Raw genomic sequence first — 13956 nt, 5'->3', positions numbered from 1 at the left:
AAAAGCCAAAGCGTGTTCCATGTCCATAAAGGACTCCTTAGAAAGGAGGTGATCCAGCCGCACCTTCCGATACGGCTACCTTGTTACGACTTCACCCCAATCATCTGTCCCACCTTCGGCGGCTGGTTCCAAAAGGTTACCTCACCGACTTCGGGTGTTACAAACTCTCGTGGTGTGACGGGCGGTGTGTACAAGGCCCGGGAACGTATTCACCGCGGCATGCTGATCCGCGATTACTAGCAATTCCGGCTTCATGCAGGCGAGTTGCAGCCTGCAATCCGAACTGAGAATGGCTTTATGGGATTCGCTCAACCTCGCGGTTTTGCTGCCCTTTGTACCATCCATTGTAGCACGTGTGTAGCCCAGGTCATAAGGGGCATGATGATTTGACGTCGTCCCCACCTTCCTCCGGTTTGTCACCGGCAGTCACCTTAGAGTGCCCAACTGAATGCTGGCAACTAAGATCAAGGGTTGCGCTCGTTGCGGGACTTAACCCAACATCTCACGACACGAGCTGACGACAACCATGCACCACCTGTCACTTCGTCCCCCGAAGGGGAACCTTCCATCTCTGGAAGTAGCGAAGGATGTCAAGACCTGGTAAGGTTCTTCGCGTTGCTTCGAATTAAACCACATGCTCCACTGCTTGTGCGGGCCCCCGTCAATTCCTTTGAGTTTCAACCTTGCGGTCGTACTCCCCAGGCGGAGTGCTTAATGTGTTAACGTCAGCACTGAGGGTGGAACCCCCCAACACCTAGCACTCATCGTTTACGGCGTGGACTACCAGGGTATCTAATCCTGTTTGCTCCCCACGCTTTCGCGCCTCAGCGTCAGTTACTGGCCAGAGAGCCGCCTTCGCCACTGGTGTTCCTCCATATATCTACGCATTTCACCGCTACACATGGAATTCCACTCTCCTCTCCAGTACTCAAGTCCCCCAGTTTCCAATGACCCTCCACGGTTGAGCCGTGGGCTTTCACATCAGACTTAAGAGACCGCCTGCGCGCGCTTTACGCCCAATAATTCCGGACAACGCTTGCCACCTACGTATTACCGCGGCTGCTGGCACGTAGTTAGCCGTGGCTTTCTGGTTAGGTACCGTCAAGGTACCGCCCTGTTCGAACGGTACTTGTTCTTCCCTAACAACAGAGCTTTACGACCCGAAGGCCTTCCTCACTCACGCGGCGTTGCTCGGTCAGACTTTCGTCCATTGCCGAAGATTCCCTACTGCTGCCTCCCGTAGGAGTCTGGGCCGTGTCTCAGTCCCAGTGTGGCCGATCACCCTCTCAGGTCGGCTACGCATCGTCGCCTTGGTGAGCCCTTACCTCACCAACTAGCTAATGCGCCGCGGGCCCATCTGTAAGTGATAGCCGAAGCCATCTTTTAATCCTCCTCTATGCAGAGGAGAATGTTATCCGGTATTAGCCCCGGTTTCCCGGAGTTATCCCAGTCTTACAGGCAGGTTGCCCACGTGTTACTCACCCGTCCGCCGCTGACCTCTGAGGAGCAAGCTCCTCGTTGGTCCGCTCGACTTGCATGTATTAGGCACGCCGCCAGCGTTCGTCCTGAGCCAGGATCAAACTCTCCAATAAAGTGTTTGATTGCTCATTAAATGTAAATCGAAATTGATTCAGGGTTCTTATAAAAGACCCGTTTCACGCTTGGCTTTTGTTCAGTTTTCAAAGAGCTGACTTCGATGGTGTCACAAGACCACGGACTTGAATACATCAATGTAGTTTTGCGCCGAGTAATCGCAGGCGTAGGACGTGACATTCTTAATCGAAGATCCTTATCAATAAAGACATAAACTGTTGTCTTTTATCGAAGATTGTTTAGTTATGATGTCTTGTTGCGACTCTTAATATAATATCATCACTTGCCTATTTTGTCAAAGGTTTTTTTCATAGAAATATAATGTGTTTTAAGAGCAGCAAGAACAACTATACCATCAGGTTGTTCACGATGCAAGCTTTTTTTATAAAGAAAAAAAGGAGCCGAATTTTTACTGGCTCTTTCATAGTTTTATAGGAAGTGAAATGGCCTTTTATAGTATCATCTTATGGATTGCTATTAGTGCAATCAACCCAGGTATGCCCAAGAAACCTGAAACAGAAGCTGTCGCGATGTTGATCGGGATGTGGATGTCGATAGCCGTTCCGAATGCATTGAGGAAAAATAACAACAACGCTCCGATCACCAGCTTGATGACACCTTGTCCGATCCATCGTAATGGTTTCAACGGGGCACCGATGAATAATAACAATATAATCAGACCGCAAACGATCGCAAAAACCCAGAACGGATCCATACAATATCCTCCTTACAGGTTGTCTCATAACCATAACTATGATGCAGGATATTAAAAAAGAACGGGAAGCTGTTAAAAACTTCTCGTTCTGAGATTACGGACTTTAGCCTCTCGAAGCAAAAAGAAATACTTTGCTTTCGCTAACTTCACTTCATATAACACTTGGTCCGATGGCTCCAAACTGTTTTCGATCAGTTCTTTCTTTGTAAGCCATTCTGTACGGACAGCTTCAATCGAATTTAACAAACGTTCATTGTATTCATTTCTGAGTCGGCCTTTTCGACTGAAAAACATGATTGAACTCGCCTCCATGGGCTAAATTTCTCTGCGACCCTCCAGGGCGCGAGATAAGGTGACCTCATCCGCATATTCGAGGTCTCCCCCAACTGGTAGACCATGTGCGATACGAGTTATTTTGATGCCGGTCGGCTTAACAAGGCGGCTGATATACATAGCTGTAGCCTCACCTTCGATGTTCGGATCCGTCGCCATGATGAGCTCTTGGACGGTATCGTCCTGCAGCCGTTTGATAAGCTCTGCTACCTTTATGTCTTCGGGACCGATGCCTTCCACAGGCGAGATCGCTCCATGGAGAACATGATATAAACCGCGATATTCTTTCATTTTTTCCATTGCGATGACGTCTTTGGAATCATGGACCACACAAATCGTCGTCTGGTCCCGGCTTGTATCTTCACAGATCATACATGGATCACGATCTGTAATATGGTGGCAATTCGAGCAATAGGTGAGATCCCGTTTGGCGTTGACCAACGCTTTCCCGAATTCGAATACGTCATCTTCTTTCATTTCTAAAACAAAGAAAGCTAAGCGTACAGCAGTCTTCGGACCGATACCTGGGAGCTTCATGAAGCTATCGATCAATTTTGAGATCGGTTCAGGATAATGCACTGCAATTCCTCCTATAGAAGGGATGACCTGATTTCCAGCCATGAATAGCATAACGATGTATTCAAAGTCATCCTTAAGAGCGCCTCAAGGCTCTTGGTGATTTAAATGTCCAAAAAGTCCCCGACAAAAATCGAGGACTGTATCGGATATTCCCTTTAGAACATTCCTGGCAGGTTCATTCCTTTAGTGAATTGGCCCATATCTTTATTTACAACTTCATCGACATTCTTCAATGCGTCATTAGTAGCCGCTAAAACAAGGTCTTGTAGCATTTCGATGTCATCTGGATCAACAGCTTCCTCTTTGATTACAATATCAAGGATTTCCTTATGGCCATTTGCAGTCACAGTGACCATTCCGCCGCCGGCTGTTCCTTCAACAGTCTTCTCTTTTAACTCTTCCTGTGCTTTCATCATCTGTTTCTGCATTTTCTGCATTTGTTTCATCATATTATTCATATTGCCCTTCATATTACTTCCTCCTTTTTTTAATCAATCTTCTATTTCTACAAATTCAGAACCGACAAGCTTGATCGCTTCATCTACGATCGGATCTTCATTCTTTTGTGGTGTTTCTTCGTTAGCCTGATGATCAGATTCTCCGGGTTCAGCAGGCTCTGACTTCCGTTGCTCTTGGATATAGGATTTTTTGACGCTTTCCCAATCTTCCTCGAGGATTGTCATCATCGTCATTTGGCGATCCATCGTTTCAAATACGACCGACTCAACGCATTCACGTATGTTGTCCTTCACCGCCATTTGACTGTGAAGTTCATGCTGGAACGCGAGCAGGAAGGAATCTTTTGAACAAGCTACAGGGGTAGCGTTGATCATCCATGCATGGGCATTGACCATCCGTGCCTTGATACTTTCCATAATGTCTCCCCATTTCCCTCTGAAAAGCTGGAGATCTTTTTTGGAAGCGTCTTTCAGCATTTCTCTTATCCGACCAGTCGATGCTTTCGACTTCGGTGTTCTTGACTGAAACGTCCGCTTTGGTGCCTCTGGTTCAGCCATGTTCCCTGAATGGCTGCTAGGGGCTCCTTGTTCCTTCAATAGGCGAAGTTCTTTTTCAAGCTGCTCGATCCGGTCGACAAGCGGTTGGACATCCGTCGAAACGCCTTGTGAACTCGACTGATTCTCTTCCTGACAGAGCTTCACGATCGCTAGCTCCAGATGGATACGAGGGTGATTCGTCCATTTCATCTCTTGCTGGGCTTTGTTCAAAACATCTATGACTTGATAGATCCAATCCCCAGGTATCTTTTGTGCAAAGGCTGCAAATTCTTGATCCACCTGTGCTCGATCAAGCACTTCTTCTAAATTAGGAGCTGTTTGATAAAGAAGCATGTCTCGGTAATAGAAAATCAAATCGTTGATAAACCGTATCGGATCTTTTCCGTTTTCCATCAAATGATCGATATGCTTCAGTGCATCGATGACGTTATTTCCTTGAAAAGCCGCTGTCATTTCTGATAAAAGCGATTGGGACACCGATCCTGTCACAGCCAGCACATCATCGGATGTAACTCTATCTTCACTATAAGATACTGCTTGATCAAGGATGCTTAAAGCATCTCTCATCCCGCCTTCTGCAGCTCTCGCAACGAGGTGGAGTGCTTCATCATCGACTTGGACACCTTGCGAATCAATGACCGTCTTCATTCGTGAAACAATGGAATGACTCGTGATCCTTCTAAAATCAAACCGCTGACATCTTGAAATGATCGTCAAAGGAATCTTGTGCGGCTCTGTGGTCGCGAGTATGAAGATGACATGCGCTGGTGGCTCCTCGAGTGTTTTTAATAAGGCATTGAAGGCTCCGATTGTAAGCATATGTACTTCATCGATGATATACACTTTGTACTGGACTGCACTAGGCGCATACTTTACCTTGTCTCTAATATCACGAATTTCATCGACACCATTGTTCGATGCGGCATCAATTTCGATGACGTCAGACACGGAACCTTTCGTGATGCCAATACACGCGTCGCATTCGTTACACGGTTCAGCCACTGGAGCTTTTTCACAATTGACCGCTTTCGCAATTATTTTTGCGGCACTCGTCTTCCCGGTCCCACGGGGACCACTGAATAAATAGGCATGGGATAGCTTTTGTTGCAACAATGCATTTTGCAAAGTCTTCGTGATATGTTCCTGGCCGACCATATCCTTAAATCGTTGTGGCCGATATAATCTATATAATGCTTGATAAGCCATCCTCACGCCCTCCTTTATCGATAATAATCATCATCTTATTATACCGATTCTAAGCCGGTTTTTCAAAGTAGAAGTCAAGAAAAGCACAAGCGCCCTGGTCGCCACAAATGTCACTGGAAGTTCGACCAGGAGGGTCTATCCCCCCAGTAGGCCTGAAATCATCCAAGGGGTTGGCACTGGACCTGGATATGACTTCACCGCAAACAAACTAAAAAGAGGTCCTTAGAAATAGGGTTTGTAAAATTGTAATAAAAATTTACGAAACTCCTGCGGGGAAAGGGAGTGAATTTCGCAAAAATCAACAATTAATAACAACAAGGCCTTCCAATATAAAAACACCCACCCTGGAATGGATGAGTGTTGTGTAATATGTAAGTTTAACGCCGTGCACCTTTCTTCGATAAAGCCTTCCTAAGCGTTACGCTCGCAGTTAGCTCGATCCAGGCGACCCCGCGGCACACGGAGAGGACCCACTTACTGCTGCTTCCTTCCGGACCTGACAGGGTTCATGGGGCTCCGTTGCGCAGGACCCAGATGTCAACACCACTTACGAACGGCAGGCCTTACGTCAGCTAACCTCGGAAAGGGATTCAGTCTCGCTATAGCGGATTGCGAGTTACAGGACACCGCTACCTTCCCACCTAGCACGGCAAAGTTGATAACATTGTTAGGCGCAATCAAAATGCGCACTATTTAGTATACGCCCGATTGCGATTAAAATCAACTGTAAAATAATTGAATGGAGGAGGCGAGAGGATTTGAACCCCCGCGGCGCACAAACGCCCTAACTGATTTCGAGTCAGTCCCCTTCAGCCAGACTTGGGTACGCCTCCATTGCTCACAGTTGATCTTGCTTACCATTTTTATGGCAGCAAGGAACACTATAACATGATTTCATTTAAGTATCAAGGACACGATTATGCTTTTTTTCCTTGTTTTTTTCTTTTACGCAAGTCCCGGAAGAATTGGGTAAGCATCTCACTGCATTCCTCTTCCAACACTCCAGATGTAACAATCGCTTGATGATTGAACCTCGGTTCATCCAATAGATTCATCAATGTTCCAGCGCAGCCGCCTTTTGGGTCGCTTGCACCATATATGACACGATCAATCCGTGAGAGGACGATTGCTCCTGAGCACATTGGACAAGGTTCAAGCGTCACATACAATGTACAGCCTTCCAAACGCCATGTCCCCAATACTTTACATGCTTCATCGATCGCAATCAGCTCTGCATGGGCCACTGATCTTTGTTCGTTTTCTCTCAGATTGTACCCTGAAGCAATGACTTCTCCGTCTTTTACAATAACTGCCCCTATAGGTACTTCTCCAATAGCAGCGGCTTGCTTCGCCATTTCCATCGCTTTTTTCATGAACATTTCATCAGTCGATCGGTACATCGTGTATCTCCTTAAGAATCAAAGGTTATATACACAACTTTACCTTAACCAGTACAATTAATACAGTTTGGAGCATCTTACTGATCATAAGGCAGTATTCTGAGCAATTGTTGAAATTGTAACTCCTTTGTCATCAATGTTCAAATTCTGGACAAGCATATCTGGCAAAGCTTGATGCAATTTGTAATAAAGCCAGCTTGCTTTCTCCTCCTCCACAAAACAGGCGATCGTCGGGCCAGCACCACTCAAAGCAACCCCAAAAGCACCATTATTTTCAGCGATTTGCTCAACTTTTTCATAATGGGGAAGTAGCTGTTTCCGGAACGGATGATGATAAAGGTCCCCTTTCATCATTCTTCCTGCCACTTCCCAATCCTGTTTTAACAATGCAGCGATTAAAACGTTCGACACAGCACCTGCTTTAACTGCTTTCGAAAAACTTATCTCCTCTGGCAATACTTCACGAGCCTTTTCGGTCTTCAGTTCTTCTTTCGGTGTTACCGTGACGACAGATATAGGTAAATCCTCAATGTTAAGAAGTTCAATTCCATCGTCTGTTTCACAAGCGATAACCAGGCCACCATACAAGGACGCCCCAACATTATCAGCATGTCCTTCATATTTTGCAGCCAGTTCGAGTTTTTTCCTTTTCGAAATCCCTATATCTCCAGCAGCATCAGCTAACTCGATGCCAGCAACAATTGCTGCCGCACTTGAGCCAAGCCCTCTTGTCAGCGGGATATTACTTTTCACTTCCACTAGACAAGGCGGAAGCTCTGCTCCGTATGACTTCGCTGTTTCCAGCGCCGTACGGACAATGAAGTTCGTTTCGTCATTCGGAAATTCTTCCAAAGAAGGAGAGAGAGCCCTTACCTCCCATAAGTGATGGGAGGATACAGTCAATGTCAAATAACGATCCAATGCTAATCCGACTGAATCGAATCCTGGACCTAAATTGGCAGTACTTGCCGGGACTTTGATCTGCCAGTTTTTCATACCTTTACCGTTCCTTTGATATGTTCTGTCACGATTCCTCGATCTTTTGGTAATTTAACCGGTTGCACAGGGCTCTCCGTCATAGCCGTTACTGGGTCCTTTAAACCATTCCCTGTCAAAACGAGAACGATTTTTTGACCTGGATCCAGTTTTCCTTGTGAATGGAGCTTTCTGATCCCGGCAAGTGATGCACAAGATGCAGGTTCTGCAAAAATCCCCTCGGTTTTTGCAAGTGATTGGTACGCCTCAACGATTTCCGGATCACTGACTTCATCGATATGTCCAATTGATTCCTCCACTGCCGAAACAGCAAGTTTCCAACTTGCGGGATTTCCGATACGAATGGCAGTGGCAAGCGTCTCTGGTTGAGTAAAGACTCTATCATGGACGATTGCGGCCGCACCTTCTGCTTCGAAACCGAACATCTTCGGCAGTCCTGAGTTATTCGATTGGTGGTATTCTTTGAAACCTTTCCAGTATGCGGTGATGTTCCCGGCATTTCCGACCGGGATCGCTAAAATATCCGGAGCACCACCTAGCTGTTCACACACTTCAAAAGCGGCCGTCTTCTGTCCTTCAAGTCGATATGGATTGACAGAATTGACAAGTGTCATCGATTCCCTTTCACTGAGGTCCCTTACGATTTCCAGCGCCTCATCAAAGTTTCCTTCGATCGAGATGATTTCCGCACCATACATGACCGCTTGCGCCAGCTTCCCCTGGGCGATTTTCCCCTCCGGTATCACGACGATGCATTTCATCCCAGCCCTGGCAGCATACGCTGCAGCGGAGGCAGATGTATTCCCTGTCGACGCGCATATGACAGTATCACTCCCCGCTTCCTTCGCTTTCGCAACCGCTAAGACCATCCCACGGTCCTTGAAAGAACCTGTCGGATTCGCCCCTTCAACTTTCGCAAAGAGTTCTAGATCAAGCTCTCTTGAAAGGGTATCGAGCTTAATAAGGGGGGTATTGCCTTCATTCAAGGTCAAAGTCGGCGTCTCTTTTGTCACAGGTAAGAATGTTTGGAATTCTGATAATAGACCTTCCCATCGCTTCATCAAGCGTCCCCTCCTTCTACTCGATACGTACTTTTTACAAATTGAACACCTTTCAAATCCCGTAATTCTTCAAGGATTTTTTCAAAACTCTCTAATGAGGTCTTATGAGTCACCAGGACGATTTCCGCCCTCTTTTCCTCTCCAAGCGGGTTTTGCAATACTTTCTCAAAGCTTGCCCCGTTTTCGGAAAAGACCGAAGTGATACTCGATAATACTCCGACTTCATCCTCAACATGGAGCCGCAAGAAATGCTTCGAATAAATTTCATCGTCTTCCTTAAGCTGTTTCAAAAATTGAGGGCTTACAGCGCTTTTTCCATTCACACCCAAGCGCATGTTCTTCATCACCCCGACAAGGTCTGATACGACTGCAGTTGCCGTTGGAAGACTTCCCGCCCCAGGACCGTAAAACATCGTTTCACCAACCGCTTCACCGTATACATAAACTGCATTATATTCATCATTCACGGAAGCTAAAGGATGAGATTCTTCTAATAAGGTAGGTTCTACGCTGACCTCTACCCTGTTTCCTTCACGATGGGCATAGCCTATCAATTTCATGATATAGCCGAACTGCTTGGCATATTGGAGGTCTTCTTCTGTGACTTCTGTGATGCCCTTCACTTTGACATCATCCAAGTCGATATTCATGGAGAACCCTAGGGTTGATAAAATTGCCATTTTACGAGCGGAGTCCAAGCCTCCGACGTCTGCCGTTGGATCCGCTTCTGCAAAACCAAGTGCTTGTGCTTCAGCAAGAACATCATCAAACGAACGTCCCTCTTTCGTCATCTTGGTTAAGATGAAGTTGGTTGTCCCATTCACGATCCCCATCATTTTAGTAATTCGATCTGAGGCTAAACCATCTACTAATCCTCGTAAAATTGGTATGCCTCCTGCCACACTTGCCTCATAGAACAGATCACATTGGTGTTCAGAAGCCAGGGTCAGCAGTTCCGGCCCATAGACTGCCATCAAATCTTTATTTGCTGTTACGATATGTTTTTTATGGGTGATGGCTTTCACCAAATGTTCTTTCGTCTCCTCGATGTTTCCCATCACTTCCACCACAATATCGATTTCTGGATCCAATAGAACCTCTTCTGGATCTAATGTGAGAATGGAAGTATCAATATCTACATCTCTCACTTTATTGATCTCTTTGACGAGAGCTTTTTTGATTTTTACCGGACAGCCGATTTGGTGCATTAATTTATCTTGATGACTTTCAATGACTTTTACGACCCCAGATCCGACTGTTCCTAATCCTAATAATCCTACAGATATTGATTCCATCCAACCAACCTTTCTATTTGTTTTTCTAGTGAATACATTTGTTCTTCGTTAGAGGACATTATATTGGAGAATCAGGACTATGACAATAGGGGATTTCTAACTTTTTTCATGTAAGGGTTTTCTTTCGCTCTACACCAACGAAAATTTTTTAAAAGAAATGCTCTTAAATTTACGAAATTCACTCCCTTTCCACGGGCAAAGAAAAGTGGAAGTGACCCGGATAGTCATGTAGGTCATTGGAAGACTGACGAGGAGGCTGTCGCTTTTCCCGCAGGAGTGTCGTGAATTTCTGTTAGAGTTACTTCAAAGAAACCATGGCAAAGCCAATCTTAATAAAAAACTGCTTTAAACGATATACGCCTAAAGCAGCTAGAGAAAAACGCTATAAACTTTTGTTTTTTGAACAATTTACTCTTTATGCTCCAGTCTCAACTCCCGACGTTGGACTGTTCCTTGTTTGTTCAAGGGGATGAATTGTTTTTCTTCCGATACCTGCTTGATGGATTTGGTTACTGATTTTTCTGGTCTATGATCAACACGCCAGTTTTCCGTAACCGTCTTGATCCCTTCAAGCATGAAGTTCATCGCAAGGATCGTCAGAGCAAAGAAAATGATCGGGACAAGTACGACCCAGGGACTGACTGTCAAATGCCTCATCCCATCCCCGATCAGGCCGGACCATTCATAGGATATCGACTGAGGAGGATCAGCGAAAAGTGGATCGAAGCTCTTGTTTGTTCCTCCAAAGAAAACTTTGAAAAATCCCAGGTGTGCTAGTACGAGCATCGTTTGTACAAGCTGCTGCATGAAGATGATCCATAATTGTGGTTGGATATGCGGTCTGACATGCTTCCAAAGAATATGCAGCCTGCTTCCACCAATGACCCTTGCCCCATCAATGAATTCATGATTATAGATTCTTCCCATTTCATTCCCGATCAAAATTGAGGTAGGAGGCACGGCAATCATGGCAAGAATGATCACTTCAATCCAAACCCTTTCCCAAAACGTATAATCGAATCCTGTAGGAAGCTCAACCAGGAAAGGGGTCAGGATGAATAACGCGAGCATTGTAACCGGTATATAATTGAATACATCCCCAATCCAGGTCACATATTTTCTGAATCTGAAAAAATAAGCGCCGTAAAGAACACCGAATACCATGGAGGTAAGTAAGCGGATGAAAGCAATCAACACAGCGAAACCGATCGTATATTTTGCACCTACAGTTATCATATGAGTCATATGGAACCCTAACACATTCGTTCCTAATGGAATTTCTAATTTAGGAGAGATCGGGGAACCTTCGACTGCTCTCCCATCCTCGTAAAGGATCTGCGTCTGTGCGATATGGTTATCCCAAACGAACGTATGCAGTAAACTGATTGAAGACAATATAAAAATAAAGAGGAAACCAATCAAGAAATAACCGTTCTTAAACAGTCTTTTGACCATCTACATCACGACCTTTTCATTCGTAAATCTTTCAAGCAGCCACTGCCCTATTGCAAATAATAAGAAGATCGGAATGAAGATCGCCAACAGACTCCATGCAAAAATGATAGGATTCAAATAATCTAATAAAAATCGCATGATACCATTGATATTGAAAATGTATTCAAGGATCAACAGGTTTGAAAGCATGAACCAGATTACTGTTTTGGAATAATTCAATAGGCTTGCCAGTGAATTTCTTAATACGTGTACAAGCAATATCTTTCGCTGTAGGATCCCTTTCGCTTTTGCCAATTCCACATATTGCTTTTCCAGTTCTCCTTCTACGATTGAGATCATCACTTTAAAATATTGGATCATTGGCAGAATCGATAGACAGAGGATCGGTAATACATAAATCGGTTCACCAGGTAATGATGCAATCTCAAAAAATAACAGACCGGTCTTTTTATACAACCAGACGACGAATAGCTGACAAGAAATGATGATGAGAATATCCGGAATGGATTCTAAAATGAACGTTCCGACTTTTATCTTTTTGATCCACTTTGGCGGAAGCAACATCGTGATGAATGTTAAAACTGCTGCCGTGACTAAAGCTAGTAATATAGCTCCAACCACTATGGTTACTGAAAAAGTTCCGATGTTTAGAAGCTGTGGCAATAGTTTCCGTTCTGTACCTTCCGTGTTATATGTAACCTCTTGAAGATGGAAAATGCCTGAAATGACTTCACCTATGCTTTGAAAATACGCCATCCAATTCAGTTGGAACGATCCCCCTGAAGGCAAAAGCGTCGGCAAACCGGCCATCAGCACAATTCCGATGACGATACAGGTGAAACGTAACACCTGGTTGCCAATGAATCTCATATGAATCCCCCTCTACTCTCAGTCAGAAAAACCCGATACAGACCTATCTCTCTTTATCTATCCAGGTTATTTGGTCTTGATTAATCGATTTTACTCCCCGTAATATTGTTGCTTGATTTTGTGTGTGGTCGTAAATCCCTTTATGATCAAGGTTTTCTATTATGGTAATATCGACCGTATAGTCATTCCACGGAGCACCGATCTTTTTCAATTGTTCTGAAGTTTTATGTTGATATAAATGAGAACCATTATAGAACATGTTTTCCACTGTTTCTTTGACTTTCGCCCGATCAGACCCTGGAACAACTTGAATATTCAAAAGAACATATTTGTCATTTTTTGAAACGGATACAGATTCAATCCTCTTGTTTTCTTGTTTGGCGATATGTGACACCTTATTAATCAAGGGCAGACTTGTCACTTCACCCGTATTTGTTTTCTGAAGAAACTCCCCTTCACTTCGATCCTTTGGTTGAGGCGGCTTTAAAATAAAGCTGATTGAAAACACAAGAAGGAGAATACATACCGAAATACTTAACGCAGGCTTCATTATCCATACATATTTTTCTATGAACGAGGGTTTCTGTTGTTCACGTATTCTTTTCATGACGTTTTGTTTTCTCTCTTCAGAAAATCGTTTCTTTTGATAAACTGCTTTTGCCATGATTTTATCAAGATTTTTCAGCTTATCTTCCACCATCTTCTTCCCCTTTCTCTAATTGTGTCCGTAGTAATTTTCGTGCCTGGAACAAACGGGACTTTATTGTGGAAGTCTTGATATGAAGCATTTCACTTATTTCATTCAGAGACATTTCTTCTTGATAAAATAAAATGATCAATTCTCGATATTTAAGTGGCAGCTGGAGAATCGAGTCGGCCAGCTTGTTGAATTCATCTTCTACAATCAAACGGAGTTCAGGGGTTTGATCATTACTTTCCTGTTTGAAAAAGGTGAACGGGTTCGTAAACCATACATTTCTGTGGGACCAACTTTTCAAATGATCTTTACATCGATTCACTGTTATTTTATAAAGCCAATTCTTCAAAGTACCTTCCCCGCGAAAGGTTTCAAGCTTCGAATAGCATGTGATGAATACTTCCTGTACGATATCTTCCGCTTTTCCCCAGTCTTTTACATATGTATAAGCAACACGGGTCAACCGGTCACCGAAATAATCGACGACTTCTTCCATGATTTCTTCTTTATATAAACGTAAGCTTTCTAAACTGAACGTCTGCTTTTCCTGCAGAACCTTCCGAAAGTTCTCCATCTCCGACCCTCTCCCCATATTGACCTTTCGTTATATAGACGAATGTACGCTTGATCGGTTGATATTTTTTCAACATTTTTACATTTAAATTTAGTTAGAGTTTAGCATACTACTTATGACCTAATACAGAAAGTTCGGCGAAATAAAAAAAGTTGCTGCAAAAAGC

General features: G+C 44.2%; 13 protein-coding genes, 1 tRNA gene, 1 rRNA gene and 1 other RNA gene. All 16 read right to left on the bottom strand.

The features are described 5' to 3' along the window. Positions 1-41 precede the first annotated feature (41 nt). The 16 genes from ACJROX_RS00245 to ACJROX_RS00170 all read right to left on the bottom strand — a co-directional run bounded on the left by ACJROX_RS00245 (position 42) and on the right by ACJROX_RS00170 (position 13790). Positions 42-1592, bottom strand: a 16S ribosomal RNA gene (locus ACJROX_RS00245). 452 nt (positions 1593-2044) lie between these two features. Then, on the bottom strand, positions 2045-2308 hold the full coding sequence (locus ACJROX_RS00240; RefSeq protein WP_408008854.1) for a pro-sigmaK processing inhibitor BofA family protein: 264 nt from the start codon (positions 2306-2308) through the stop codon (positions 2045-2047). A gap of 72 nt (positions 2309-2380) precedes the next feature. After that, positions 2381-2602 carry a YaaL family protein gene (locus ACJROX_RS00235; protein WP_408008853.1) on the bottom strand — a complete coding sequence of 74 codons (222 nt, stop codon included), beginning with the start codon at positions 2600-2602 and terminating at the stop codon, positions 2381-2383. Positions 2603-2623: 21 nt separating this feature from the next. Further along, positions 2624-3220 carry a recombination mediator RecR gene (gene recR / locus ACJROX_RS00230; protein ID WP_225067519.1) on the bottom strand — a complete coding sequence of 199 codons (597 nt, stop codon included), beginning with the start codon at positions 3218-3220 and terminating at the stop codon, positions 2624-2626. Positions 3221-3375: 155 nt separating this feature from the next. Then, positions 3376-3690, bottom strand: coding sequence for a YbaB/EbfC family nucleoid-associated protein (locus tag ACJROX_RS00225; protein WP_408008852.1), 315 nt, complete (start codon positions 3688-3690; stop codon positions 3376-3378). 21 nt (positions 3691-3711) lie between these two features. Continuing rightward, entirely contained in the window at positions 3712-5442 is a 1731-nt protein-coding gene (gene dnaX / locus ACJROX_RS00220) for a DNA polymerase III subunit gamma/tau (protein WP_408008851.1), read from the bottom strand. A 383-nt stretch (positions 5443-5825) separates the two neighbouring features. Then, positions 5826-6092, bottom strand: an RNA gene (gene ffs, locus ACJROX_RS00215) — signal recognition particle sRNA large type. A gap of 90 nt (positions 6093-6182) precedes the next feature. Then, positions 6183-6275 (bottom strand) — tRNA-Ser (locus tag ACJROX_RS00210). Positions 6276-6359: 84 nt separating this feature from the next. After that, positions 6360-6842: a tRNA adenosine(34) deaminase TadA gene (gene tadA, locus ACJROX_RS00205; RefSeq protein WP_408008850.1), complete on the bottom strand. Its 483-nt coding sequence runs from the start codon at positions 6840-6842 to the stop codon at positions 6360-6362. 84 nt (positions 6843-6926) lie between these two features. After that, a complete protein-coding gene (gene thrB, locus ACJROX_RS00200; RefSeq protein WP_408008849.1) occupies positions 6927-7838 on the bottom strand; it encodes a homoserine kinase in 912 nt (303 codons plus the stop codon). Continuing rightward, complete coding sequence (thrC, locus tag ACJROX_RS00195) at positions 7835-8899, bottom strand: threonine synthase (protein ID WP_408008848.1); 1065 nt, start codon at positions 8897-8899, stop codon at positions 7835-7837. The genes thrB and thrC overlap by 4 nt, the downstream gene beginning before the upstream one ends. Then, positions 8899-10194, bottom strand: coding sequence for a homoserine dehydrogenase (locus tag ACJROX_RS00190; RefSeq protein WP_408008847.1), 1296 nt, complete (start codon positions 10192-10194; stop codon positions 8899-8901). The genes thrC and ACJROX_RS00190 overlap by 1 nt, the downstream gene beginning before the upstream one ends. A 408-nt stretch (positions 10195-10602) precedes the next feature. Beyond that, positions 10603-11649, bottom strand: a complete 1047-nt coding sequence (locus ACJROX_RS00185; protein WP_408008846.1) for an ABC transporter permease — start codon at positions 11647-11649, stop codon at positions 10603-10605. Then, positions 11650-12519 carry an ABC transporter permease subunit gene (locus ACJROX_RS00180; protein ID WP_408008845.1) on the bottom strand — a complete coding sequence of 290 codons (870 nt, stop codon included), beginning with the start codon at positions 12517-12519 and terminating at the stop codon, positions 11650-11652. Positions 12520-12562: 43 nt separating this feature from the next. Further along, positions 12563-13216 (bottom strand): hypothetical protein, encoded by a 654-nt coding sequence (locus tag ACJROX_RS00175; protein ID WP_408008844.1) that lies wholly within the window; start codon positions 13214-13216, stop codon positions 12563-12565. After that, positions 13206-13790 carry a sigma-70 family RNA polymerase sigma factor gene (locus tag ACJROX_RS00170; RefSeq protein WP_408008843.1) on the bottom strand — a complete coding sequence of 195 codons (585 nt, stop codon included), beginning with the start codon at positions 13788-13790 and terminating at the stop codon, positions 13206-13208. Before ACJROX_RS00170 ends, ACJROX_RS00175 begins: the two co-directional genes overlap by 11 nt. Positions 13791-13956: the final 166 nt, after the last annotated feature.

The organism is Pseudalkalibacillus sp. A8 (assembly GCF_045920555.1).
Classification (GTDB): Bacteria; Bacillota; Bacilli; order Bacillales; family Fictibacillaceae; genus Pseudalkalibacillus.
Note: the sequence above shows the minus strand (reverse complement) of the source record. Positions and strands in the feature narration are given on the sequence as shown.